General features: G+C 75.4%; 16 protein-coding genes. 3 read left to right on the forward strand and 13 right to left on the reverse strand.

The window, feature by feature from the left end; genetic code table 11:
* Positions 1 to 69: 69 nt before the first annotated feature.
* From AB0B76_RS25425 to AB0B76_RS25445, 5 genes are read right to left on the reverse strand one after another with little or no spacing between them, the layout of a single operon-like run.
* On the reverse strand, positions 70 to 1125 hold the full coding sequence (locus AB0B76_RS25425; RefSeq protein WP_360379720.1) for a glycosyltransferase family 4 protein: 1056 nt from the start codon (positions 1123 to 1125) through the stop codon (positions 70 to 72).
* Between the two features lie 2 nt (positions 1126 to 1127).
* Entirely contained in the window at positions 1128 to 1424 is a 297-nt protein-coding gene (locus tag AB0B76_RS25430; protein WP_360379722.1) for a phosphopantetheine-binding protein, read from the reverse strand.
* Entirely contained in the window at positions 1421 to 1603 is a 183-nt protein-coding gene (locus AB0B76_RS25435; protein WP_360379725.1) for an MbtH family NRPS accessory protein, read from the reverse strand. Before AB0B76_RS25435 ends, AB0B76_RS25430 begins: the two co-directional genes overlap by 4 nt.
* Complete coding sequence (locus AB0B76_RS25440) at positions 1596 to 6833, reverse strand: amino acid adenylation domain-containing protein (protein WP_360379728.1); 5238 nt, start codon at positions 6831 to 6833, stop codon at positions 1596 to 1598. Before AB0B76_RS25440 ends, AB0B76_RS25435 begins: the two co-directional genes overlap by 8 nt.
* Positions 6830 to 14467, reverse strand: coding sequence for a condensation domain-containing protein (locus AB0B76_RS25445; protein ID WP_360379731.1), 7638 nt, complete (start codon positions 14465 to 14467; stop codon positions 6830 to 6832). Before AB0B76_RS25445 ends, AB0B76_RS25440 begins: the two co-directional genes overlap by 4 nt.
* 178 nt (positions 14468 to 14645) lie before the next feature.
* On the opposite strand from AB0B76_RS25445, the gene AB0B76_RS25450 reads away from it, so the two are divergent.
* Complete coding sequence (locus tag AB0B76_RS25450) at positions 14646 to 15761, forward strand: nucleotide disphospho-sugar-binding domain-containing protein (RefSeq protein ID WP_360379734.1); 1116 nt, start codon at positions 14646 to 14648, stop codon at positions 15759 to 15761.
* Here the strand turns inward: AB0B76_RS25450 and AB0B76_RS25455 are convergent.
* The 3 genes from AB0B76_RS25455 to sigJ are packed head-to-tail and all read right to left on the reverse strand — an operon-like array spanning position 15752 to position 18263.
* Positions 15752 to 16159 carry a hypothetical protein gene (locus AB0B76_RS25455; RefSeq protein WP_360379736.1) on the reverse strand — a complete coding sequence of 136 codons (408 nt, stop codon included), beginning with the start codon at positions 16157 to 16159 and terminating at the stop codon, positions 15752 to 15754. The two genes, AB0B76_RS25450 and AB0B76_RS25455, sit on opposite strands and share 10 nt — an antisense overlap.
* Positions 16159 to 17340 carry an FAD-dependent oxidoreductase gene (locus AB0B76_RS25460; RefSeq protein ID WP_360379738.1) on the reverse strand — a complete coding sequence of 394 codons (1182 nt, stop codon included), beginning with the start codon at positions 17338 to 17340 and terminating at the stop codon, positions 16159 to 16161. Before AB0B76_RS25460 ends, AB0B76_RS25455 begins: the two co-directional genes overlap by 1 nt.
* The gene (gene sigJ / locus AB0B76_RS25465; RefSeq protein ID WP_360379740.1) at positions 17337 to 18263 is read right to left on the reverse strand and encodes an RNA polymerase sigma factor SigJ; all 927 of its coding nucleotides are present in this window, start codon (positions 18261 to 18263) and stop codon (positions 17337 to 17339) included. Before sigJ ends, AB0B76_RS25460 begins: the two co-directional genes overlap by 4 nt.
* A gap of 88 nt (positions 18264 to 18351) precedes the next feature.
* Between sigJ and AB0B76_RS25470 the strand changes: the two genes are divergently transcribed.
* The gene (locus AB0B76_RS25470) at positions 18352 to 19143 is read left to right on the forward strand and encodes an alpha/beta hydrolase (protein ID WP_360379743.1); all 792 of its coding nucleotides are present in this window, start codon (positions 18352 to 18354) and stop codon (positions 19141 to 19143) included.
* On the opposite strand, the gene AB0B76_RS25475 is transcribed toward AB0B76_RS25470, so the two are convergent.
* The gene (locus tag AB0B76_RS25475; RefSeq protein WP_360379745.1) at positions 19140 to 20192 is read right to left on the reverse strand and encodes a Gfo/Idh/MocA family oxidoreductase; all 1053 of its coding nucleotides are present in this window, start codon (positions 20190 to 20192) and stop codon (positions 19140 to 19142) included. The two genes, AB0B76_RS25470 and AB0B76_RS25475, sit on opposite strands and share 4 nt — an antisense overlap.
* 110 nt (positions 20193 to 20302) lie before the next feature.
* Between AB0B76_RS25475 and AB0B76_RS25480 the strand changes: the two genes are divergently transcribed.
* A complete protein-coding gene (locus tag AB0B76_RS25480) occupies positions 20303 to 21475 on the forward strand; it encodes a cellulose binding domain-containing protein (protein WP_360379748.1) in 1173 nt (390 codons plus the stop codon).
* A 97-nt stretch (positions 21476 to 21572) separates the two neighbouring features.
* Here AB0B76_RS25480 and AB0B76_RS25485 read toward each other — a convergent pair whose 3' ends face one another.
* From AB0B76_RS25485 to AB0B76_RS25500, 4 genes are all read right to left on the reverse strand, one after another.
* Positions 21573 to 22745, reverse strand: coding sequence for a cytochrome P450 (locus AB0B76_RS25485; protein ID WP_360379751.1), 1173 nt, complete (start codon positions 22743 to 22745; stop codon positions 21573 to 21575).
* Complete coding sequence (locus AB0B76_RS25490; RefSeq protein WP_360379753.1) at positions 22742 to 23941, reverse strand: MAB_1171c family putative transporter; 1200 nt, start codon at positions 23939 to 23941, stop codon at positions 22742 to 22744. The genes AB0B76_RS25485 and AB0B76_RS25490 overlap by 4 nt, the downstream gene beginning before the upstream one ends.
* Positions 23938 to 24477 carry a hypothetical protein gene (locus AB0B76_RS25495; protein WP_360379755.1) on the reverse strand — a complete coding sequence of 180 codons (540 nt, stop codon included), beginning with the start codon at positions 24475 to 24477 and terminating at the stop codon, positions 23938 to 23940. The genes AB0B76_RS25490 and AB0B76_RS25495 overlap by 4 nt, the downstream gene beginning before the upstream one ends.
* A gap of 71 nt (positions 24478 to 24548) precedes the next feature.
* Positions 24549 to 25088 carry a hypothetical protein gene (locus AB0B76_RS25500; protein WP_360379758.1) on the reverse strand — a complete coding sequence of 180 codons (540 nt, stop codon included), beginning with the start codon at positions 25086 to 25088 and terminating at the stop codon, positions 24549 to 24551.
* Positions 25089 to 25156 lie beyond the last annotated feature (68 nt).

Raw genomic sequence — 25156 nt, forward strand, 5'->3', positions numbered from 1 at the left:
CAAGCTCCGGCGCCGACGCGACAACCCTGAGCCCATGGTGAGCGGCCCCTCCGCTCCGCTCCGGACCGCTCACAGGTTCACCAGGTGCTTCTCGAGCGCCCCCGGGTCCAGGGCGGCGACGAACGCGGCGGCCGCCGCGCGGCTCTCGGCGGCGAAGGCAGCGGCGTCGCCGAGGGCGGCCAGCCAGGGCGCGATGTCCTGCGGCGGGACGATCGGCCGGGGGTACGGCTCGCCCGGCCGCTGCGGCTCGTACTCGGTGATCGGGGTGACCGGCAGCAGGTACGGCACCCCCAGCTTGGCCTCGCGCAGCCCGCCGACGTCGGCCGCCAGCACCGGTATCCCGTGCAGCATCGCCTCCACCGCCGTGTATCCGAATGTCTCGTCCCACAGCGAGGGCATCAGCAGCGCGCGGCTGCCCCGCAGCACGTCGGCGATGTCCGGGGCGGCCGGGACGACGTCGATGTTGGGCCGGGCGGCGAGCTCGGCCAGCTCGTCAGCGGTGCTGCCCCACGTCCGCACCGCCCGGAACCGGGTCGCCGGCCGGGCGTCGGCGAGGCCGAGCAGGATGGGCAGTCCCTTGAAGCCGCACGGATTCACCATGGTGATGCGGCCGGCCGGGTCGAAGAGGAGCGGGCCCGGGCGGTAGACGTGGGGGTAGAGCACGGTGGACTCGAGCCCGCCGTGCTCCCGCACGTAGTCGTGCGCGGCCCGGCTCACCGCGACGATCGAGCGCGCCCGGGCCACCATCCGGTGCCCGGACTCGCTGGGGTAGAACGCGCGCGGCCCGAACGGCAGCTGCTGGAGGGTGTGCACCAGGTACACCACCCGCCCGGGCGCGGCCCGCAGCGCCGAGCCGAGCACCATGAGCCCGGGATCGTCGGACGGCACCAGCACCGCGTCCGGCTCCTCGGCCGCGGCGACCTCGCGCACGAGCCGGGGCAGCCGCGGGCCGCCGGCCGCGAGCACCTCCACGCCCGCGACGGTGCGCACCCCCGGCTCGCCGCGGGTGACGGCGACGCAGCGGTGCCCGCGGGCCGCCAGCTCCTGCAGCAGCAGCCGGTTCGACTTCGTGGCGCCGCCGTGGCCGGGCAGGTACGGCATGTTCTGCGCCAGCAGCACCCGCATCGCTAGTCGGCCCGGCTCAGCAGCTGGGCCACCTCGGCGTCGGACATGCCGTCGAGCTCGGCCAGCGCCGCGGCCATCCGGGCCTTGTCGATCACCCGGGCCGCGAAGGCGACGGTCAGATCCTCCTCGAACAGCTCGTCGACGGGCAGCTCCAGGCCCATCTCGTGCTGCACCCGGGCCAGGAACCCGACCAGGGTCAGCGACTCGCCGCCGAGGTCGAAGAAGTCGTCCCCGGCCGACGTCGGCCGGAGCCCCAGCCCGGTCCAGATCCGCGCGACCGCGGCCTCCTCCGGCGTCATCTCCGCTCCCCCCGCAGGCTCGCCGGCCGCATGTCGGTCCAGACGAGGTCGATGTGGTCGAGGCACTCCTGGCGCGCTCCGCGGAAGCCGGAGGCGTGCCAGCCGGGCGGCGTCGGGTCGCCGGCGGGCCAGATCGAGTACTGCTCCTCGTCGTTGCGCACGACGATGTAGTCATCCATGGGTGTGCTCCTTGCGGCGTTGGCGGACTTGGGCCCCGATGAGGTCGTCCGGGGCCGCGTCGGGCACCCGCTCGTCGAAGCGGGCCAGGCTCGGCAGCCGCAGCGACACCAGCACCTGCACCACCATCACGGCGGCCAGCAGCAGGAACAGCAGCGCGGTGCCGCGGCCCGGGCCGGTGCCGATCAGCCCGCCGAGGCTCCCGGCCAGCGCGCCGCCGGGCGCCATGAGCGGGTCGAGCAGGCGGCTGCCGAGCGGCGCCACGACCGCGTAGCCGATCGGGATGGTGGAGAACGCGATGACGGTGTTGACGGCGAAGACCCGGCCGTGGAAGCGCTGCGGCACCTTCACCTGGACGATCGTGGTGTACACGCCGTTGGCCAGGGTCAGCCCGAGCGACATGCCGAGCGCGCCGGCGGCCACGAGCAGCTCGCTCGGCCGGAGCCCCGGCAGCGCGCTGCACAGCGCGAGCCCGAGCACGACCAGCAGCATGCCGCGCACCCGGTGCCGCCGCGGGCCGCCCCAGAAGCTCATGAGCAGGCCGCCGGCGACCGCGCCGAGGCCGCCGGCCATGCTCACCCGGGCCACCGCGCCCAGGTCGGCGAACGACAGCACGAGCGGCGAGAGCAGCAGGAACAGCGGGGTCATGAACAGGTTGAGCACCGCGAAGAACACGAGGACGGGGCGGAGGCCGCCAGGGCCCAGCGCGTACCGCCACCCGCCGACGATCTCCTGCCAGAACGTCTCCCGGCGCACCCAGGCCAGCGTCTTCGGGAACCGCACGGCGAGCGTCACGCCGACCGCGACGACGTAGCTGACCACGTCGAGCAGCAGCACCCCGCGCAGGCCGACGGTGGCCAGGAGCCCCGCGGCGACGAGCGGGACGAGGAACTGCCCGGCGCCGAAGGAGAGCTGGACCATGCCGTTGGCGTGGCCGAGGTACCGCTTGGGCACCAGCTGCGGCACCGCCGAGGAGAACGCCAGCCGCTGGAACGTCAGCGCGACCGACAGCACCACGAGCAGCCCGTACACGTGCGCCACCCGCAGCGTGCCGGTGAGCGCCAGCGCGAGCAGCACGGCCTGGCTGGCCCCGGCGGCGAGGTCGCCGCCGAGCATCACGCGGCGGCGGTCGAAGCGGTCGACGACGGCCCCGGCGACCGGGGCGACGAGCATGCCGGGCACCAGGCCCAGCACCGCGAAGACCGCGAAGCGCACCAGCGAGCCGGTCTGCAGATAGATCCAGAGCGGGATGGCGAACTCGGTCAGCGCCGAGCCGACGATCGACACGAGCTGCCCGGCCGCGACGGCCATGAACCGGCCGAGACTGGGCTCCGGCCCCTCGGTCCGCTCCACGGTGGACGAACGGCCGGCCACCTCCCAGCCGCCCTGCGGGTCCCGCAGCCGCTCGTCGGTGCGGTGCACCTCGGTGACGACGTGCGCGAGCTCCTCGGCGCGGTACTTCAGGAAGAAGTGCCCGCCCTCGTCCAGCACCACCAGCGCGGTCGCCCCGGTCAGGAAGTGCCACTCCCGGTAGCGCTCGCCGTAGAACTCGGTCTGCGAGTCCTGGCTGCCGACCACTGACACGATCGGGGCCCGCAGCGGGGTGACGTGCCCGGCGAACAGGCCGGTGAAGTACTCCTCGGCCAGCCGCGTGTGCTCGCGCATGTTGCGGATGATGAGGTCGGCCTCGTCCTTGTCGAACTCGGCCATCTCGACGCCCATCGAGCGCAGCCAGTTCTCGTACACCCGGTTGGACAGCAGCGCCTCGCGCCCGGCCAGCCGCGCCAGCAGCCCGCTGAACCGGCCGGTGGGGCGCGCGAACGGGAACACCGCGCCGATGTAGACGGCCTCGACGGTCCGCCCGGCGGCCTCCAGCCGGCGGGCCAGCTCGACCGCGACGGAGGAGCCGACGCCGCAGTGGCCGTATACGACGAGCGGGCCCTCGACGCGCTCCAGCACCTCGGCGGTGAGCCGCGCGGCGAGCTCCTCGAATGGCAGCGCCGCCTCGCGCACGCCGATGTCCTGGCCGGGGATGGCTACCGCGTGCAGCGACCACCCGGCCGGGAGCGCGTCGGCCAGGGGCTGGTAGACGACCGCGCTGCCGCCGCCGTACGGCACCGCCACGATCGAGGCCAGCCGCCGCTCGGGCGGGACGGGCCGCGTCAGCTCGTGCAGCAGCCGCCGGGGCCCCCGGTCCGGCTCGGCGAGCAGCCGCGCCAGCTCGCGGAGCGTCTTGTGCTGGAACACGTCGAGCACGGAGACCTGCCCGCCGGCCTTGCGCAGCCGGGCCACGACCTGGGTGGCGACGAGCGAGTGGCCACCGAGGTCGAAGAAGTCGTCGCCGGCCCCGACCCGCTCCACCCCGAGCAGCTCCTGCCAGACGCCGGCGACGAGCCGCTCGGCGTCCGTGGCGGGCTCGACGAACGCGACCTCGGCGCTGCGCGTGACGGTCGGGGCGGGCAGGGCGCCGCGGTCGAGCTTGCCGTTCGGGGTCAGCGGCAGCGCGTCGAGCCGCACGAACGCGGCCGGCACCATGTAGTCGGGCAGGCGCTGCTTCAGCGCCGGGCGCAGGTCGGCGTCGGGGCCGGCCACGTAGGCGACCAGGCGGTCCTCGCGCACGACCACGGCCGCGTCGTCGACGCCGGGCTGGGCCCGGATCGCGGTCTCGATCTCACCCAGCTCGATGCGCAGGCCGCGCAGCTTGACCTGGGTGTCGAGGCGGCCGAGGAAGTCCACGGTGCCGTCGGGGCGCATCCGGGCCCGGTCGCCGGTGGCGTACATCCGGCGGCCGGGCGGGCCGTAGGGGTCCGGGAGGAACTTCTCGGCGGTGAGGGCCGGGCGGTCGAGGTACCCGGTCGCCAGCGCGATGCCGGCGATGAACAGCTGTCCGGGGACGCCGACCGGGGCGGGCCGCAGCCGCGCGTCGAGCACGTAGAGGGCGACGTTCTGGATGGGCGCGCCGATCGGCACCCGGGCCAGGCCGGCGAGCGCGTCGCCGTCGCAGTGCCAGGCGGAGACGTCGATCGCGGCCTCGGTCGGACCGTAGAGGTTGTGCAGGCCGGCCGGGAGGGTGGCCACGCAGCGGCGGGCCAGGTCGGCCGGGAGCGCCTCGCCGCTGCACACGATCGTGCGCAGCGAGGTGCACGCGGCCACGTCCTCGGTCGCGAGGAACACGGCGAGCATCGACGGGACGAAGTGCACGGTGGTGATCCGCTCGGCCCGGATGAGGTCGCGCAGGTACTCGGCGTCGCGGTGGCCGCCCGGCTGGGCCAGGACCAGGCGGGCGCCGGTCATGAGCGGCCAGAAGAACTCCCAGACCGAGACATCGAAGCCGGCCGGGGTCTTCTGCAGCACCGCGTCGCCGGGGCCGATCCGGAACCGGCGCTGCATCCAGTCGAGGCGGTTGAGCAGGCCGCGATGGGTGTTCGGCACGCCCTTGGGCCGCCCGGTCGAGCCCGAGGTGTAGATGACGTAGGCGATGTCGTCGAGCCCCGGCCCCGCGAAGCCGTCCGGGTCGGCGAGGGCGTCGTCCAGCGGCCGCGCGCCGGAGTCCGCGCGCATGAAGGCCAGGCGGTCGGCCGGGTACTCGGGGTCGAGCGGCACGTAGGCGGCCCCGGCCCGCAGCACCGCGAGCAGCGCGATGACCAGCTCGAACGACCGGTCCGTGGAGACCGCGACGAGGCTGCCGCGCGGGATGCGGGCGGCGAGCCGGGCCGAGCGCTCGTCGAGCTCCCCGTAGGTCAGGTGCCGCCCGGCGAAGGTGAGCGCCACGGCGTCGGGCTGCTCGGCCATCCGGGCCTCGATCAGCGCCGGCACGGTGGCGGCGGGCAGCTCGACCGGCTCCGGCGCCCGCAGCACCGCCGCGCGCTCGTCCGGCTCCAGCAGGTCCACATCGGACAGCCGCCGGGACGGGTCGGCGGCGACCTCGGCCAGGAAGCGGCGGAAGTGCCCGGCGAAGCGGACCGCGGTGTCGTGGGAGAACAGGTCCGTGTTGTAGACGACCGTCGCCCACAGCTCGCCCGAGTCCCCGGCCCGGGGTACGTGCTCCTTGACGTACAGCTCCAGCTCGAAGCGGGTCGCGGACACCGGGGCCGGCCAGTGCCCGGGGGTGAGCCCGCCCCAGTCCGTTCCGGTGTACTCGTCGTAGTTCTGCAGCGCGAAGAGCGCCTGGAAGATCGGCGAGCGGCGGACGTCCCGGGGCAGGTTGAGCTCCTGCACCAGCTGCTCGAAGGGCAGGTCCTGGTGGGCGTACGCGTCCAGGCACGCCTCCTTCACCCGCCCGAGCAGCTCGGCGAAGGTCGGGTCGCCGGCCAGCGGCGCGCGGACGGTCACCGTGTTGACGAACATGCCGATGAGCCGCTCCAGCTCCGGCGGCTGCCGCCCGGCCACCGGCGAGCCGACGGCGAACTCGGACTGCCCGGTGAGCCGACCGAGCACCGCCAGGAACGCGGCCAGCAGCGTCATGTGCAGCGTGACGCCGTGGTCGCCGGACAGCGCCGACAGCTCGTCGCGCAGGCCCAGGGCGAGGCTGTGCTCGGCCCCGGTGAACGTCTGCCGGGGCGGGCGCGGGTGGTCGGTCGGCAGGTCGAGCGGCTCGACGCCGGCCAGGGTCCGCCGCCAGAAGTCGACGCTCGCCGCGAACCCGGTGCCGGCGCGCTGCCAGGCCGCGTAGTCGCCGTAGCGCACCGGCAGCTCGGGGAGCGTGCCCCCGGCGTAGAGGGTGGCGACCTCGCCCGCGAACAGGTCCATCGACCAGCCGTCGGTGACGATGTGGTGGACGGCGATGGCGAGCAGGTGGTCGCCCGGGGCCAGCTCGACGAGGGCCGGGCGCAGCAGCCGGCCGGCCGCGAGGTCGAACGGCTCCGCCAGGTGCGCGTCCAGCCCTTCCAAGGGCAACAGCGGCAGCGGTACCGGTCCGGGCTCGTCGATGCGCAGCTCGGGCCGGCCGTCTCCGGCGTCGGCGAACCGGCTGCGCAGCGGCTCGTGCCGGGCCACGACCCCGGAGATGGCGTCGGCGAGCCGCCCGCGGTCGAGGTCGCCGTGCAGCCGCAGCACGATCGGGATCACCGCGGCGAGGTTGCCCGGGGCGAGCTGCTCGAGGAACCAGAACCGCTCCTGCGCGAACGACAGCGGCGGCGGCGCCCCGGCGGGAAGGGCGGGGACGGTCCGGGCCGAGCGCCCCTTGAGGCGCTGTTCGAGCAGCGCCCGCTTGGCCGGGGAGAGCGTCGTCATGCGGTCTCCCCCAGCAGCCGCTCGGCCTCTTCGTCGGTGAGCGCGCTCAGCTCGGCCACGATCAGCCCCTGCACGGCCACGGCCAGCTCGGCGAGGACCGGATGGGCGAACACGGTCCGCAACGGCACCTCGGTGCCCGTGGCCGCCCGCAGGCGCCCCACCACCTTCATCGCCAGCAGCGAGTGGCCGCCGACGGCGAAGAAGTCGTCGTGCACGCCGACCCGCTGCAGGCCGAGCACCTCCCGCCACACCTCGGCGACCAGCTCCTCGGCGGCGTCGCGCGGCGGGATGTACACCGTCTCGGCGGCCGCCGCCACGGCCCGCGGCGCCCGGACCGACCGCAGCAGCGCGGCCCGCGCGGCGGCGTCCCCGCCCGCGTCGACCGTCGACAGCGCGGCGTCGGGGTTGGACAGCAGCGCGGTGGCGAGCGCCTCGAAGCGCAGCGCGAGCGCCTCGGCGGTGGCCCGGTCGAACAGGTCCGCGCGGTAGCCGAGCACCAGGCGCAGGCCGTCGGCGGTGCGCCACACGTCGAGGCTCAGCTCGAACTTCACCTGGCGCGCGCCCGGGTCGTGGAACTCCGCCTCGACCCCGGGCAGCACGTCGGTGCCGGCCGCCTCCTCGGTGTGCAGCGTGAACGAGGTCTGGAACAGCGGCGTCCGGTTGAGCCGCCGGGGCACGTCGACCGCGGCGAGCAGCCGGTCGAAGGGCACGTCCTGGTGGGCGTACGCGGCCAGCGCGGTGTCCCGGGTGCGGCCGAGCAGCTCCCGGAACGTCGGGTCCCCGGCCAGGTCGGCGCGCAGGGCCAGGGTGTTGACGAAGAAGCCGATCAGGTCGGCGACCTCGACGCGGGGCCGGTTCTCGATGGGGGTGCCGACGCAGAAGTCGTCCTGGCCGGTGAGCCGGGCCAGCAGCACCTCGTAGACCGACAGCAGCACCATGAACGGCGTGCACCGGGCCTCGGCGGCGAGCCGGCGCACCCCGGTGGCCAGGCTCGCGGGCAGGTCGTGCACCAGGAACCGGCCGTCGAAGCCGGTCATCTCGGGCCGCGGCCGGTCGGTGGGCAGGTCGAGGATCGGCACGCCGGTCAGCTGGCCGCGCCAGTACTCCAGCTGGTCGTCCTCGTCCCGCCCGCGCTGCCAGACGGCGAAGTCGCCGTACTGCACCGGCGGCTCCGGCCCCGCCTCCCCCGCGTACGCCGCCCGCAGCTCGCGCACCAGCACGCCGAGCGAACGCCCGTCGGCCGCGATGTGGTGCACCACGAGGCCGAGCACATGGTCGTCGGGGCCGAGCACCCGCAGCCCCGCGCGCAGCAGCAGCCCGGAGGCGAGGTCGAACGGCCGGTTGGTCCAGGCCCCGACATCGTCGCCGCGCTCCAGCACCACCCGCGCGCCGGTCACCTCCTGCACCGGCTCGTCCTCCCCGGGGAGGAAGCGCGTGCGCAGCGACTCGTGCCGGGCCACGACCGCGTTGAGCGCGGCCTCCAGCCGGGCCGGGTCCAGCGGGCCCCGCAGCCGGTAGGCGACGGCGATGTTGTAGGACGCGTCCGCGGGGTCGAGCTGGTGCAGGAACCACAGGCGCTGCTGGCCGTAGGACAGCGGGCCCCGGGTCAGGCCGCGGCGGGTCACCGGCTCCTCGGCGCGGTACCGGTCCACCGCGCCCGCGAGCCCGGCGACGGTCGGGGCGAGGAACAGCGCCCGCACCGGGATGTCCCGCCCGGTGGCCGCGCAGAGCTTGGCGACCGCGGCGATGGCCAGCAGCGAGTGGCCGCCGAGGGCGAAGAAGTCGTCGTTCGCGCCGACCCGCTCCACGCCCAGCACGCCGGCCCAGACCTGGGCGACGAGGTCCTCGGCCGGGGTCCGCGGGGCCACGTACCCGCCGGCCGCGACGACGGGCGCGGGCAGGGCGGCCCGGTCGACCTTGCCGTTGACCGTGAGCGGGATGCGGTCCAGCACGGTCAGGTGCGTCGGCACGAGGAAGGCGGGGAGCCGCTCGGCGAGCTCCCGGCGCAGCGCGGCCGGGTCGAGGCCCGCGCCGGCCGCGTAGGCCGCCAGGGCGCCGTCGCGCACGACGACCGCGGCCTGGTGCACACCCGGCAGGCCCCCGAGCACCGTCTCGACCTCGCCCGGCTCGACCCGGTAGCCGCGGATCTTCACCTGGTCGTCGAGGCGACCCAGGAACTCCAGCCGGCCGAAGCCGCCGCCGGCCGACTGCGCCTCCGCCGACGAGGCCTGTGTCGCCTGACTGCCGCCGCCGGCCGACTGCGCCTCCGCCAACGAGGCCTGTGTCGCCTGACTGCCGCCGCCGGCCGACTGCGCCTCCGCCAACGAGGCCTGTGTCGCCTGACTGCGCCGCCAGCGGGCCCGGTCGCCGGAGCGGTACAGGCGGGCGCCGGGCGGGCCGAAGGGGTCGGGGCGGAACCGGTCGGCGGTGAGCCCCGGCCGGCCCAGGTAGCCGCGGGCCACGCCGTCGCCGGCGATGCACAGCTCGCCCGGGACGCCGGCCGGGGTCAGCCGCAGCCGCTCGTCCACGACGTACACCCGGGTGCCGGCGATCGGGGTGCCGATCGAGGTCTCGCACGGGCCGAGCGCGCCGGTGGTCGCGATGACCGTCGTCTCGGTCGGGCCGTAGGTGTTGAGCAGCTCGACGCGGTCGCCGACCTCGGCGTACCACTGGGCGAGCCGGTCCGCGCGGACCGTGTCGGCCCCCAGGATGAGCAGGCGCAGCGCCGCGGGCCAGGGCACCCCCGAGCCGACCAGCTCGTGCCAGTAGGGCGTGGGCAGGTCCAGGACGGTGACGGGCTCGCGTGCCAGCAGCTCGGGCAGGTCCTCCCCGGGCGGCAGCAGCACCAGGCGGGCGCCCGCGGTAAGCGTCGGCCAGACCTCCTCGACATGGGTGTCGAAGCTGACGGTGGCGAACTGCGCGACGACGTCGTGGGCGCTCAGCCGGTACCGCCGCCGCATCCACGAAACGCGCGAGCTCAGCGCCTCCCGGGTGACCCCGACGCCCTTCGGCGTGCCCGTCGAGCCGGAGGTGTGGATGACGTAGGCCAGGTGCGCCGGGTCCACAGTGGACTCGAACGGTTCACCCTGCGCGACCGCGCCGACGGTCAGCGCGCACCCCTCGGCCAGCAGCGACCGGCGGGCCTGCGGGTAGCGCGGGTCGATCGGCACGTACGCCGCGCCCGCCTTCAGCACCGCCAGCAGCGTGACGATCAGGTCGAGCGAGCGGGGCATGAGCACGGCCACGCGGTCGTCGGGGCGCACCCCCTGCGCGCGCAGCCACCCGGCCTGGCGGGCGGCCCGCTCGTCGAGCTCGCCGTAGGTGAGCGACGCGGTTCCGCACGACACGGCGACCGCGGCCGGGTCCTGGGCGGCGACGAGCCGCACCACGTCGGGCGCGTCGCCGGCCGGGCCGGTGCCGAGCGCGACCAGCTCCTCCCGTTCCCCCGGCCCGAGCAGGTCGACCTCGGACAGCCGCCGCGCCGGATCGGCGGCCAGCAGCCGCTCCAGCCGGGCCAGCAGCCGGTCCGCGGTGGCGGCGTCGAAGAGGTCGGTGCGGTAGTTGAGGGACAGCTGGATGCCGTCCGGCTCCCGCCAGGCGTCGAGCATGAGGTCGAACTTGGCCAGGGCGAGGCCGTCCTCGGCGTGCTCGGCGGCGATCCCGGGCAGCAGGCCGGTGGTCGCGCCCTCCTCGGTGTGCAGGATCAGCATGGTCTGGAACAGCTCGGTGCGCGACGGGTCGCGGGGCAGGCCGAGGTCGGCGGCGAGGCGCTCGAACGGGATCTCCGGGTGGGCGTACGCGCCCAGGGCGACCTCGCGCACGCGGCCGAGCAGCTCGGCGAGGGACGGGTCGCCGGACAGGTCGGTGCGCAGCACGAGCGTGTTGACGAACATGCCGATGAGCCCGGCGAGCTCGGGCCGGGCGCGGTCGGAGACGGAGGTGCCGACGCTGATGTCGCTCTGGCCGGTGTGCCGGGCCAGCAGCGCCTGGTAGCCGGCGAGCAGCACCATGAACAAGGTGCAGCCGTGGGCCGCGCCGAGGCGGTCGAGCGCGTCGGCGGCCCCGGCGCCGAGGCGGCGGCGGGCGTAGGCGCCGCGCGAGGTCTGCACGGCCGGGCGGGGGCGGTCGGTGGGCAGGTCGAGGTGCGCGACCCCGGCGAGCCGCCGGGTCCAGTAGGCCAGGTCGCGCTCGTCGCCCCGCACCCGCTGCCACTCGGCGAAGTCGGTGTACCGCACCGGCAGCTCGGGCAGCGGCTCTCCGGCGTAGGCGGCGTACAGCTCCTCGCACAGGATCCCCAGCGAGCGCCCGTCGCCGGCGATGTGGTGCATCACCAGGCACAGCACGTGCTCGTCGTCCGCCACCGGGACGAGCCCGGCGCGCAGCAGCATCCCCGAGCCGAGGTCGAACGGCCGGTTCGTCCAGCGGGCCACGTCCGCGGGCGCGCCGCGCTCCAGCGCCGGGCGGTTGCCGGTGACGACCTGGCGGGGCTCGCCGTCGGCCGCGAAGTAGCGGGTGCGCAGGGTGTCGTGGCGCGCGACGACCAGTTCCAGGGCCCGGTGCAGCCGGTCCGCGTCGAGCGGGCCGCGCAGGCGGTAGACGAGCGCCATGTTGTACGCGGCGTCGTCCGGCTCCAGCACCTGCAGGAACCACAGCCGCAGCTGGGCCGGGGACAGCGGGGCCGGCGCCGCCGGATCCTCCCGCGGCGTGACCGGCACGTCGCGGGTGCGGTCCGGGGCGGCGACGAGCTCGTCCACGGCGGCGGCGAGCGCGGCCACGGTCGGGTGCGCGAACACGGTACGCACGGCGACCTCGTAGCCGCAGGCGACCGAGAGCCGCGCCGCGACCGCCATCGCCGGCAGCGAGTGCCCGCCGAGCGCGAAGAAGTCGTCGTCGACACCGAAGTCGAGGACGGTCCGGTCCGGCGGCACGACGTCGGACCGGTTGAGCGCCTCGGCCCAGACGTCCGCCACCAGGCGCTCGGTGTCGGTCCGCGGGGCCACGCCGGTGCCGGTCGCCGGCGCGGGATCGGGCAGGGCGGCCCGGTCGAGCTTGCCGTTCGGGGTCAGGGGCAGGGCGTCGAGGGTGACGTACACCCGCGGAACCATGGGCCCGGGCAGCTGCTCGGCGAGGTCGTTGCGCTCGGGCGCGCCGACGACGTAGGCGACCAGCCGGTCGTCGCGCACCGCGACCGCGGCCTGCCGGACGCCCGGCAGCGCGGCCAGGTGGGCCTCGATCTCGCCGAGCTCGATGCGGTGCCCGCCCAGCTTGATCTGGTTGTCGGCCCGGCCGAGGAAGCGCAGCTGCCCATCACCACCCCAGCGGGCCAGGTCGCCGGTGCGGTAGAGCCGGGCGCCGGGCGCGCCCCACGGGTCGGGCCGGAACCGGTCGGCGGTCAGGGCCGGGCGGCCGAGGTAGCCCCGGGCCACGCCGAGCCCGCCGATGCACAGCTCGCCGATCGCGCCGGGCGGCAGCTCGCGGCCGTCCTCGTCGCAGATGCGGATGTGGGTGTACGCGATCGGCTCCCCGATCCGCACCTCGTCGGCGTCCTCGGGCACGGGCCACGCGGCCGACCAGATAGTGGTCTCCGTAGGCCCGTAGACGTTGAGCGTGGCCCGGCTCTTCGCGCGCAGCTCCCGGGCCAGCGCGAGCGGCAGGGCCTCCCCGCCGACCAGCGCGACGACGCCGGGCCGGTCGAAGCCCGCGGCGAGCAGCAGCCGCCAGCGCGACGGCGTGGTCTGCACGTGCGTGACCCCGGCCCGGGCGATGAGCGCGTCCAGGCGGTGCCCGTCGCGCTGGGCCTCCTCGTCGGCGAGCACGATCCGCCCGCCGGTGACCAGCGGCAGGAACAGCTCCAGCCCGGCGATGTCGAAGTTGAGCGAGGTGACGGCGAGCCAGCGGTGCCCGGGCCGCGACTCCAGCCGGGCCGCCATGTCGAGGACGAAGTTCGTGAGCGCGTGGTGCTCGACGACCACGCCCTTCGGACGGCCGGTCGAGCCGGAGGTGTGCAGCACGTATGCCACGCCCGCCCCCGGGTCGCCGGCGCGCGCGTCGGCGCGGATCAGCTCCTGCCGGGCGGGCGGGTAGCCGGGGTCGACGGGCACGTAGGCGGCCCCGGCCCGCCAGACCGCGAGGACCTCCTCGACCAGCTCGGGCGTGCGTCGCAGGGCGATCGGCACCAGCGCCCCGGAGATCTCCTTGGCCCGCCGGTCCACGTTGGCCATCAGCTCGGCGTAGGTGCGGGTCTGCCCGTCGGCGCACTCCAGCGCCACGGCGCCGGGCGTGCGGGCGGCCTGGGCGTCGATCAGGTCGAGGACGGTGCGCGGGTCCTTGCGCCAGCCGGTCGGCCGCGGCGGCTCGGGCGCTCGCCCCTCGGCGAGCATCCGCAGGTGCTCGGCGAAGTGCTCGAGCGCCCCGTCCTCCAGGTCGGTGTACCGCAGCGCCAGCTCGGCACCGCCGTCCGGCCGGGGCACGGCCTCGACCACGAGGTCCTGCTCGACGGCGGGCACGTCGTGGTGCCAGACCTCGGCGTGCAGGCCGGGCCACGCCTCGGTCGCGTGCGGCTGGTGCAGGTGCAGGGCGACGCGGAACAGCGGCGTGCTCCGGCCGACGGTCTCGAACGGCACCTCGTGCGCGAGCGCCTCGGTGACCGTGCGGCGGGTCCGGCGCGCGACCTCGGCCAGGTCGCGGGCGCCGCTCAGGTCGGTCCGCAGCGCGACCGGGTTGAGGAAGCAGCCCACGACCGGCTCCAGCTCGACCCGGGGGCGGCCCGACGAGATGGTGCCGATGCTGACGTCGGGGTCGCGGGTGTACCGCGCCACCGCGTCGGACAGCACCGCGAGCAGGCCGGCGAACGGGGTGGCCGCGCGCCGCCGGTCCAGGGTGCCCGGGGCCAGCTCCAGCCGCAGCGCCCGGGTCGGCGCGCCGGGGGCGTGGTCGCGGGCGAAGGGCAGGCGGGTGTCGCCGAGGCCGGCCAGCCGCTCCCGCCAGTAGCGGGCGCGCGCCTCGGGCACCGGGCGGGCGGCGGCCCAGGCGGCGTAGTCGGCGTACTGCAGCGCGGGCGGAGCGCCGAGGTCGTGCCCGGCGTAGGCCCGCGCGACCTCGCGCCGGACCAGGTCGACCGAGTGCTCGTCGAAGGCGATGTGGTGGCCGACGAAGAGCAGCACGTGGTCGTCGGGGGCGGTCTCGACCAGGGTGGCCCGGAAGATGGGGCCGGTGGCGAGGTCGAAGCGCTCGCGGACGGCCTCGGCGGCGATCGCGTGCGGGTCGCCGGCGCGCACGTCGAGGCGGACCTCGGTGCGCTCCAGAACCCGTTGCCAGGGCCGGTCGCCGACGACCTCGTAGACGGTGCGCATGGCCTCGTGCCGGGCCGCGACCGCGGCGAACGCCCGGCGCAGCGCGGCCACGTCGAGCCGGCCGCGCAGCCGCAGGCCGAAGGTGGCGGGCGGGGCGGCGCCGAGCCGGTCGGCGACCCAGATGCGCCGCTGCGCGGGCGAGCACGCGACGAGCCCGCCGCCGGCCGGCCGCGGCGCGATGGCGTCGGGCGCGCCGCCCGCGCCCACGCGGCGGGCGGCGAGCAGGCGGTCGAGCGCGGCGCGGCGATCCGGATCAAGGCGCGCTAAGGCAGGCGTGACCATCAATCGTTCCCCCGCGAACAATTAGTGCCGGAATACCCACATTTGGCGGTGTTGGGAGCGCTTCCAGATGTGCGCACGCTACGCACGCCGACAGCGCAGCGTCAAGGTCTACGTATTTGGATCTTCAGATCAAATGAGTCTTGTTTGACGGCCGCCGCGATGGTCATACTCCACCGCCATGGCCGTCTTCCTCCTCGTCGCGCACGGCTCGGCCGGCGACGTGCTGCCGTTCGCGCGCATCGGCGCGACGCTTGCCGCGCGCGGCCACGACGTGACGCTCGTGAGCCACGCGCCCTTCGCCCGGCACGCGCCGTACGGTTTCGCCGCCATCGACACCGAGGAGCGCTACCGCGACAACCAGGCCCACTCGGCCGGCCTGCTCGCCGCGCACCGCCCCGATGACCTCCGCCGCTACTACGAGGAGCGCGGCCTCTTCGACGAGCTGCGCCGCGAGGTCGCGCTGCTGGCCGAGCGGCACCGGCCGGGCGAGACCGTGCTGGTGGGCCGGCACACCTCGGCGCTGTCGGTGCCGATCGCGGCCGACCTGCTCGGCGCCCCGGCCGCGTGGGTCGCGGTCGCCCCGGTGCAGCTGATGGTGGCCCCGGTGGCCGCGATGCACGCCCGCAAGGGCCTGGCCCCGGGCGTCGACGCGGTGCGCGCGGGCGTCGGGCTGGCGCCGGTGGCCGACTGGGCCGGGTTCCTGCGGGTGCCGACGCTGGGGCTGTGGCCGGGCTGGTTCGACGCGGCCGGCACCCGGTCGCGGGCGGCGCTGACCGGCTTCGTCTGCGGCGACGAGGACGGCGAGGCCGTGGACCTGCCGGGGCGCCCGATCCTGGTCACGGGCGGGACCGGGCAGATGCTGCACCCGCGGTACTACGAGGTCGCCCTCGCCGCGGCCGGGCTGGTCGACCACCCGGTCGTGGTCGTCTCGCCGCAGCCGATCGAGGGCTTCCCGTGGTACCGCCGCCTGCCCTTCCCCTCGGCCCTGCCCCAGTGCGGCGCGATCCTGCACCACGGCGGGATCGGCACCGCGGCCCGGGCACTGCTCTCCGGCACGCCGCAGGTGATCCTGGCCCACGGCGCCGACCGCCCGGACATCGCCCAGCGCCTGGCCCGCCACGACCTGGCGCGCTGGCTGCCGGCCGACGCCTGGACCGCGGAGGCGGCGGCCGACCGGCTGTGGGCGGCGCTGACCGACACCGGCTACGGGGGCCGGGCGGCCGGCTTCACCGAGCCGACCGCGACGGCCCCGGAGCGCGCCGCCGACCACCTGGAGCGCCTGCTTCACACCTGAAACGCGATGTTGAACGTGTAGTTGTCGCCGCTGCGCGAGACCACGTCGATGCGCACGCGGGCGGCCGGGTCGGAGCAGGACATCCCGACGCGGACCGGCATCCGGGCGAACCGGCTCGTGCCGGCGTCGATCCGCAGTGAAAGTTTCCCGTACGAGGCGGTCGCGAGGAACCGCTGACCGCCCGGCGCGAGCCACTGGCAGAGCGCCGCGGTGGAGTCGTTCGCGGGCGCGTCCGGGAAGTCCACGAAGACCATCTTGGCGGCGACGCTGCCGCTGGCCGGCACGAACCGGGCCTGGTTCTGGATGCCCTCGGACAGCGCCGCGGTGGTGGCGGGCAGCGCTTTCGCGCGAGGCGGCGTTGGCGGCCGCCGCCCCGGCTGGGGCCAGCATGACCACATCAATCGCTTACTGTCGATGCCTTTCGAACCGCGGAAGGTGAAAGTTTCACCGCGGCGGCCCGGGCCGCACTGCGCGCCGAGTTGAGCGCCACCTCCGCGAGCATGCCCGGCGCGGCCACGCTGTCGCCGATCAGCCAGACGCCCTCGCCGCGGTCGATCGCGGGGCGGTCGCGCCAGGTCGTGCCCGGCCCGTCGACCGCGCCCGTGCGACCGTTGGCGAAGGCGTCGCGGCGCCACGTCACGCGGTCGCGCCAGCCGGGCAGGGCCAGGTCGGCGAGGGCCTCGGCGCGCGCGGTCGCGGCCGGGACCGCCTCGTCCGGGCGGGCCGGCAGCTCCAGTTGCACCAGGGCGTGGCCGGGCGGGGCGAGGCTCGGGTCCGGCGCGGAGTACCGCTCCACGAACCCGCCCTCGTCGAGGTCCGACACCAGGAACGGGTCGCGGCGGTCCGTGCGCAGGCCCAGGTCGATGAGCGCGGCCCGCCCGCTCGGCCAGCGCAGCGACTCGTCGCCCAGCAACGCGCGGGCCGAGTCCAGGCCGGTGGCCACGATGACCGGGCCGTCGGGCAGCGCGTCGACGCGCTCGCCGGTGGCGATGACCGCGCCGAGGCGGCGGGCGTGGGCGGCCATCCGCTCGACCATCGCCGACCAGCCGCCGTGCACGTAGCGCACCGCCGGCCAGCCCGGCGCGGCCGCCCGCAGCAGGCGCTCCCAGACGAACGCGGCGGAGAGGCGGCCCGGGTCGGCGGTGTACGTGATGACGCCGACCACCCCCGCGGCCGCACGCGTCGCCTCGGGGCCGAACCGGCGCCCGGCCCACTCGCCGAAGGGCTCGTCGGCGGGCGCGGTGAGGCGGCGGTGGGCGACCATGCGCAGCAGCGCGAGCGGCGGCAGGGCGCGGATCCGCCCGTCGCGGCGGAACCGGAAGCGCGCGAGCTCGCCCGGGGTGGGCCGGCTGAACGGCTGGACCAGACGGCGCTCGGCGAGCCAGCGGAAGGGCTCCCCGTCGCTGTACAGCACGTGCGTGCCGTCGTTCGCGACGTACGGCCCGGGCGTCGAGCGCGCCCGCCCGCCCAGCCGGCGGTGGGCCTCGTGCAGCGTGACGGCGAGCCCGCGCTCGGCGCACGCGATGGCGGCGGTCAGCCCGGCCACGCCGCCGCCGACGATGGTGATGGAGTTCCTCATGCGGATGTGGACGCGGCGCCCTCCCCCGAACGTGACACCCACGCGAGCTTCTCGGGGTTGCCCACCAGGAACACGGTGCCGATGCGGTCGCCGTCCGCCGGCTCCACCGACAGCACCAGGATCACCTGCTCCTCCACCCGGATGACGATGGCCGGGGCGGCGTTCACGTCCTCGACGGCGACCCCGAAGTCGTTCGTCTGGGGCACGCCGATCGAGTCCAGGAAGCGCTGGGCCCCTTCGGTGTTGGAGATCGCGTTGAGGAACCGCCCGACGTGGTCCGCGCCGTGCAGGACCCGCAGCGGGGCCTTGGCCCGCCCGCCGCCGTCGCTGACCAGCCGCACGTCGGCGGCGAGCAGGTCGACGAGGCCGGCCAGGTCGCCGCCGAAGCAGGCGGCGAGGAACCGCTCGGTCAGGCGCCGGCGCTGGGCGCGGTCGGCGCGGAAGCGGGGCCGGGCCTCCTGCACGTGGTCGCGGGCGCGCCGGGCCAGCTGGCGGGTCGCGGCCTCGCTGCGGCCGATGACCTCGCCGACCTCGGCGTACGAGAGGCCGAAGGCTTCATGGAGTACGAACGCCGCACGCTCCAGCGGCGAGAGCGTCTCCAGCACGACCAGCAGCGCCAGCTCGACGCTCTCGGCCAGCTCCGCGCGCCCCTGCGGGTCGGGCTGGGTGCTGACCAGCTCCGGCAGCCACGATCCGGGATAGGCCTCGCGGCGGGCCCGGACCTGGCGCAGCCGGTCGATCGCGAGCCGCGTCGTCACCGTGACCAGGAACGCCTGCGGGTTGCCGACCGTCGCCCGGTCGACGGCCGACCAGCGCAGCCAGGCCTCCTGCACGACGTCCTCGGCGTCCGAGACGGTGCCGAGGATGCGGTAGGCGACGTCGAGCAGTCGGCGGCGGTGCGGCGTGAAGTCATCGGGGCCCATGCGTGACAAGACGGTACCGCGCCCGGATTCGTGACATCATCCGCGCGGGCGAGGGATCGGCGGCCCGAGGCTGTCACCGTTGGTCCTCATGAGCACGGTCCTGACGACCCTCGCGCTGGTGCTCGGCCTGGTCCCGGCCCCGGCCGGGCAAGCGCCGCCCGCGTTCGCCGCCGCCGACTGCACGCCCAGGCCGACCGTGGTGCTCGTGCACGGCGCCTGGGCCGGCACCTCCAGCTGGAACGGCGAGACGGAGCGGCTGCAGCGGGCCGGGTACACCGTGCGCGCCTTTGCCAACCCGCTGCAGGGCCTGACCGGCGACGCGGCCGGGCTCGCGGCGTTCCTGCGGACCATCGACGGCCCGGTCGTGCTGGCCGGGCACTCGTACGGCGGCTCGGTCATCACCAACGCGGCCGCGAGCAGCCCGAACGTCAAGCAGCTCGTCTACGTCGACGCGGCCGCCCCCGCCGTCGGCGAGACGACGGGCCAGCTCAGCGGGGCCGGCTCCGCACTCAGCGGCCCCGCGGCGATGCTCTACGACAAGGTCGGTTCGGAGTTGTACCTCAAGGAGTCGGTCTTCCTCGCCTCGTTCGGCCCCGACCTGCCCCGGGCCACGGGCCGGCTGCTGTGGGCCGGCCAGAACCCGGCGACCATGGCCGCGTTCACCACCCCGTCGGCGGCGGCCGCGTGGCAGCACATCCCGTCGTGGTACGTCATCGGCTCGGCCGACCGGATCATCACCCCGTCGTCGCAGGAGGCGATGGCGAAGCGCGCGCACGCGAAGATCCGCACGGTCCCGGGCGGGTCGCACCTGACGCTGGTGTCCCACCCGCAACCGGTGACCGAGCAGATCCTCGCGGCCGCGCGCGCCGTCTGCGCCTAGAGCCTCACGACCTCGCCCCGCTCGGCCGAGCGGCGGGCCGCCTCCAGCACCTTCAGCGCGGCGATCGAGCCGGCCACGTCGACCGGGCTCGGGGCGCCGTCGCGCAGGGCGGCCGCGAAGCCGGCGTAGAACTCCTGGTAGGCGCCCGGGTCGGTCGGCACCGTGTGGTCGCGGCCGTCGTAGTCGGTGAGCACCCCGTAGGCGCCCGGGTCCTCCTCGCCCCAGCCCGGCTCGGTGGGCAGCCGCCCGGCGCGCAGGGCGTCCTCCTGCACGTCGAGGCCGTACTTCGTGTACGCCCCGCGGTCGCCCAGCAGCCGCAGCCGCGGGCCGGTCTTGGCCGCGAGCGTGGTCATCCACAGGTGCGAGCGCGCGTCGCCCTCGTGCCGCAGCGCGATGAAGGTGTCGTCGTCCACGGTGATCCCGGCGCGGCGGGTGTGCGCCTCGGCGTACACCTCGGTCGCGGGGCCGAGCAGCTGCAGCGCCTGATCGACGAGGTGGCTGCCGAGGTCGTACAGCAGCCCGCCCGCCTCGGCCGGGTCGTCGCTCTCGCGCCAGCCGCCCTTGGGCACCGGACGCCACCGGTCGAAGCGGGACTCCAGGCGCAGTACCCGCCCGAGCGCGCCCTCCGCGACGAGCCGCCGGGCGGTGCGGAAGTCCCCGTCCCAGCGCCGGTTCTGGTACACGGTCAGCAGCAGCTGGTTCCGCGCGGCCAGCGCCGCCAGCTCCTCGCCCTCGGCCGACGTCGGCGTGAGTGGCTTGTCCACCACCACGGAGAGCCCGGCCTCGAGCGCGGCGCGGGCCAGCGGCGCGTGGGTGCGGTTCGGCGAGGCGACGACGACCGCGTCGAGCCCGCCGTCCCAGAGCTCCTCGGCCCGCTCGGCGATCCGGGCCTCGGGGTAGCGCGCGGCCGCGGCGGCCTGCCGCTCGGGGTTGGCGGTGACGATGGCCTCGAGCCGGAGGCCGGGCGTGACGCTGATCAGCGGCGCGTGGAACGCGGAGCCGGCCAGCCCGTAGCCGAGCAGCCCGATGCGCAGGGTGGTGTCGCTCATGAGGTCCAGTCTTCCAAATCGTCGTGCGTCGCTTTAACATCCACGCAGCGCGATGCCAGTGGGAGCCGGCCGCCAGCACCCCCGCCTGCCCTCCTCCGAGGAGTTCTCCCATGCTGCGCCGAACGCTCCTGCCCGCACTCTTCGCCGCGCTCCTGGCCGTGGCCGCCCTCGTCGTCCTCCAGCCCGCCGGCGCCGCCCAGTCGGCCGCGGCCGCGCCCGTGCGGATCATGCCGCTCGGCGACTCGATCACCGCCGGCCCCGGCTGCTGGCGCGCCAAGCTCTGGCACCGCCTGCAGACCAGCGGCTACACGAACATCGACTTCGTCGGCGGCGTCTCCGACGGCGGCGGCTGCAACCCCGGCTACGCGTACGACTTCGACCACGAGGGCCACGGCGGGTACTCCGCCACCGGCATCGCCGACAACAACCAGCTTCCGCCGTGGCTGGCCGCGGCCCGGCCCGACGTGATCCTCATGCACCTGGGCACGAACGACATGTGGGGCGGCTACATCCCGCTCGCCACCAAGCTGACCGCCTTCACGAAGCTCGTCGGCCAGATGCGCGCCCAGAACCCGGCCGTGAAGATCGTGGTGGCCCAGATCATCCCGATGAGCCAGGCCGCCTGCGCCACCTGCCCGGCCGACGTGGTCGCCCTGAACAACGCCCTGCCGGCCTGGGCCGCGGGCCTGACCACGGCCCAGTCCCCGATCACGCTCGCCGACCTGTGGACGGGCTTCGACGCGGTGGCCGACACCGGCGACGGCGTGCACCCGAACGACGGCGGCTTCGAGAAGATGGCCAACGCCTGGTACCCGGTGCTCGCCCGCGCTCTGGGCGGCGTGACCCAGTCGCCGTCGGCATCCGCCTCGCCGTCGCGGTCGGCGTCCGCGTCGGCGTCCGCCTCGCCGTCCCGCTCCGCGTCCACGTCCCCGTCGGCGTCGCGCTCCACGTCCCCGTCGGCGTCCTCCGGTGGCTCCCGCGCGTGCACCGCGACCGCCAAGGTCGTCTCCCAGTGGGGCGGTAACTTCCAGGGCGAGGTCACGGTGACCAACGCGTCGGGCACCGCCTCGACGGCGTGGACGGCGACCCTCACCTTCGCCAACGGCCAGCAGGTGAACCAGGCCTGGAACGCCACCGTGACCCAGTCGGGCGCGACGGCGACCGCGCGCAACGTGACCTACAACGGCAGCATCGCCCCGGGCGCGTCCACCTCGTTCGGCTTCCTCGCCTCCTGGAACAACATCACGAACGCGGCCCCCGCCGTGACCTGCACAATCTCCTAGCGAAATATTTTCACATCGATAGACCTTGGTACATGAGGGTCAAATGCCGTAAAGTGGTCGGCGGGACCGGCGTCTCCCCCCGTGGATGCCGGTCCCTTCAGCTTTTCAGCGTCAGGTGCAGCGCCGGCAGCGAGCGGCTGCGGAACGAACGGCGCCACACGGGCGGCTCGGCCAGGATCGGGCGCGGGAACCGGCGCAGCAGCTCACCCACCGCCACGTCCGCCTCCAGCACCGCCAGGGCCGCACCCAGGCAGTGGTGGGGGCCGTAGCCCAGCCCCAGGTGCGGCGCGCTCGGCCGGCGCAGCCGGAACTCGTCCGGCGCCTCGACCACCGACGGGTCGCGGTTCGCGGCGGCCAGGCTCAGCAGCACGGTGGCCCCCGCCGGGACCGTCACCGCGCCGTAGGTCAGGTCCTCCCGGGCGAACCGGCGGATCGACAGCTGCGCCGCGGGCTCGTGCCGCAGCGTCTCGTCGATCGCGGCCCGCCGCAGCTCGGCGTCCGTGCGGACGCCGTCGAGCAGGTCCGGGTGGCGTACCAGGGCCAGGACGCAGTTGGCGATCAGGTTTATCGAGTTCTCGTAGCCGGCGAAGATCGTCAGGAACGCCAGCGACGTGAGCTCCTCCTCGCTCAGCCGGTCGCCCTCGTCGCGGGCCGTGATCATCGTGCTCAGCAGGTCGCCGGCCGGCTCCTCGCGCTTGCGCCGGATCAGCTCGACCAGGAACTGCTCGATCGCCATGACCGCCCGGGCCGCGGCCTTCGGGTCGTCGGGCGGCGGGCTCAGCAGCGTGTTCGTCCAGGCCCGCATCCGGTCCACGTCGGCGTCGGCCAGCCCGAGCAGGTCGCAGATCGCGGCGACCGACAGCGGCGTGGCGTACTCGGCCACCAGGTCGGTCCCGGCGTCGGCGGCCAGCCGGTCGAGCAGGTCGTTCGCGGTCCGCTCGATCCCCGGACGCAGGGCCTCGACCCGGCGCGGGGTGAATGCCGGCGCGACCAGCCGGCGGATCCGGCTGTGGTCCGGCGCGTCCATGTTGAGCAGGTTGGCGTCCAGCCGCGGCGGGAGCGAGAAGCCGGCCCAGCCGCCGGTGGAGTTGCGCTTGTCCAGCGAGAGCCGCGGGTCGGCGAGCGCGGCCCGGACGTCCTCGTAGCGGGTCAGCAGCCAGACCGGGGACCCGTCGGGCAGCGTCACCCGGTGGGCCGGGCCGCTCTCGCGCAGCTTCGCGTAGAAGTCGTGCGGGTCCGCGAGCAGCGCGTCGATCGCGGTGGTGGTCAAGTCCGGCTCCCCTCGTCGGCGCCGCGCAGCTCCCGGGCGACGGCGACGAGCCGGCGCACCTCGCCGGCGAAGTCATCCTGGTCCGTGCCGTTGTGGTGCTCCGACGGCAGCGCGGCCCGCCAGGCGTCCCAGCGGGCCCGGCGCCCGGCCTCGTCCGCGGGCGGCGCCGACCCGTCGTCGCGGGCGCGGCGCTCCGCCTCGTACGCCAGGCAGGCCGACACGATCTGCCCCGCGTCCGCGTCCGCGCCGGCCGCCGGGTCGTCCATGTGGGGGCGCAGCTGGCGCAGGCCGTCGCCGATCTCGACCACCCGCCGCCGCAGCCGCCGGTCCACGTGGCGCAGGCCGGTGCCCCGCCCCGCCCCGGCCGCGGGGTCGAGCACGACCTCGGGGACGGTGACCGTGACGGCCTCCCACAGCGGGTACATCTGCCGGTAGGCCCGGCGCTGGGCCTGCCACGCGGCGACGCGCGACAGCCGCGGCCCGAACGACGGCAGGGTGAGCCCGACGATGACGCACACCGCCCCGAGCGCCGAGAAGACCGGCACGAACGCCTCCAGCCGCCGCGGGTCGCCGCCGAGCCGGCCCTCCACGAGGGTCGTCGCGCGGACTGCGCAGTACAGCAGGCCGAGGCCCGCACCGGCGGCGGTGAGCCGCAGGCCCCGGCGGAGCCAGACGCGCCCGGCGGCGCGGGCGTAGGGCAGGCACAACCGGAAGATGTCGAGGAAGCCCAGGCCCACCATCGCGATGTAGCAGCCGAGGTAGGCCGCGTAGACCGGGTCGTGCGCATAGGTCGCGGCGGCGTCGGTCGGGTGCTCGGCCTGCCGCGCGGCCGCGGTGAACAGCACCGTCATCACCGTGAGCACGACCAGCACCCACGCGATGCGCAGGCGGGCCCGCCGCCAGGCGCCGGCGCGCGGATGCGTCCAGAAGATGATGATGCACTGGATCGTGCCGGAGAAGGCGATGACGCCGCCCTGGCTGATGAGCAGCGACAGGTTGGGGATCGCGACGGCGGCGTCGATGCGCGCCCACACCGCCGGGGTCGACACGGTGAAGATGATGCCCAGCAGCGCGATCGCGGCCCCGACGGAGTACAGCGACGGGTCGCGCGGGTCGTGGCGCAGGCCCCGGGCGAGCCGATAGGCCAGCGCGAGCCACGCGACCGCCGCCGCGAGCGGGTACAACAGGCCGTTCATTCGCCCTCCCCGAGCGCACGCTCGATGCGGGTGATCACGCCGGCCGCCCGCTCCGGCACGTCCCACCGCTGCTCGCCCCGCCACGGGTTGAGCCGCTCGAACAGTTCGGTGCCCAGCTCCTCGGCCTCCCGCTCGGCCGCCCCGGCGAAACAGGTGCGGGCGAGCGTGCCCTCCACCGGCTCCCGCAGGGTGGCGCGCACCGCCGCCGGGTCGAGGCTCGGCAGCAGGCGGCGCAGCGCGTCGGGGTCGTCGAGCTCCTGCAGGTGGTGGCCGTGCAGGAGGTGGGCGAGCTCGTGGCACAGCACCATGTCGCGCAGCCAGCGCGGCGCGGCGGCGTCGATGACGATGCTCAGGCTCGCCGCGCGCACGGCGACCAGGCCGCTGGGCAGCTCGGGCGGCATGGCGAGGTAGAGGCGCTGGATCGGCCGGCCCACGCGCGCGCTGACGGCGTCGCACAGGGCGTCGGCGGTGACATGCCGGGGCAGTGCCAGCCCGGCGACGAGGCTGCCGCGCCGGTGCAGCCGGGCCCATCTCATCCGTCCACCGTCCCGCTCATCCTCCAGACCGGCGTGCGGCGCGAGCGCCCACACCGATACCAGGCTCTGGTTCACGCCGGCGTCTCCGGTGCGCCCGGGCCGGGCGCGTCGGGGTGGCCGGTGCCTCCAGTGCTCTCAAGGCCTTCGAGCTCGAGCAGTTGCGCCAGTACCGAGTTGAGCGCGTGCTGGCTGGCCGAGGACAGCCCCGTGCGGCCGATTACGTCGCGCAGCACGACCTTCTGGACGTTGAGCTCGCGCATCGCGCGCAGGCGCGAGAGGTCACCCTCGACGTCGTCCAGCGCCGGGTCGTCGTCGGCGGAGACAAGGTAGGTCGTCGGCACCCCGAACGCCATCGCCAGCGCCTTGAGGTGGCTCAGCCGCGGGTCGGTGGCCTTGCCGCTGCGCAGCTCGCCGATGTACGCCCCGCTGATCGTGACCGGTGCGTCCATCTCCTGCAGCAGCCGCTCGGCGACCTCGCCCTTGTTGATGCGCTCGGCGATCTCGCTGTTGAAGTACTCGCCGTCGGAGCGCGCCCGGTTGACGCCGTCGACCGGTTTGAACGTCGCAAACAGCAGGTTCAGGCGATCCGCCAGGGAGCGTCGTCCCTCCATGCCCGCCTCCTCCGCTGACGCGCGGCTGCGAGTATATGGCATCAAACGGGCACGCGTTGACAGTCGCC

The organism is Dactylosporangium sp. NPDC049140 (assembly GCF_040648435.1).